The 608-nt window shown below is 41.6% G+C and carries 1 protein-coding gene; it reads left to right on the plus strand.

The features are described from left to right. Nucleotides 1-608, plus strand: a 608-nt coding sequence (locus tag OCV67_RS13205; protein ID WP_178085179.1) for a DEAD/DEAH box helicase, incomplete at both ends; no start/stop codon positions are given.

Raw genomic sequence — 608 nt, forward strand, 5'->3', positions numbered from 1 at the left:
TCGGAACGTTCTCATGGGGAAGAAATCGTATCGGCAAGCGTGCAGAGTATTGTTCACAGACTTGATAATTTTGATCCTGATGAATTTGATGTGATTATAGTTGACGAAGCGCACCATTCAGCCGCCGGAACGTACAGAAAAGTACTGGAGCATTTTACACCGCGTCAGGTAATCGGTTTTACCGCTACACCCAATAGAGCCGATAAAGCAAGATTAGACGATATATATGAGGAAATCGTATTCAAACGTGATTTAAAATGGGGAATAAAAAACGGATATCTTTGTGACATTGACTGCAAAAGAATTGATATCGGTTACGATTTATCGGCGGTACATACACGCTGCGGAGATTATGCGCCCGGAGAATTATCAGAAGTCATGAGCGGTACAGAGGACGCAATTGCAGAGGCTTACAGGGATATGGCAAAAGGCGCAACGCTGATATTTGCCGCAAGCGTAAGTCATGCTGAATCAATTGCTGAAAAAATCCACGATTCGGTCGTTATTACCGGAAAAACGAAAAATCGTGAAAATATCATTAATGCGTTTACCGAAAGAAAAATCCCTTGTCTTATAAACTGTATGGTTTTTACCGAGGGAACAGATAT

The sequence above is a fragment of the Porcipelethomonas ammoniilytica genome (genome assembly GCF_025567485.1).
GTDB classification, from domain to species: domain Bacteria; phylum Bacillota; class Clostridia; order Oscillospirales; family Ruminococcaceae; genus Porcipelethomonas; species Porcipelethomonas ammoniilytica.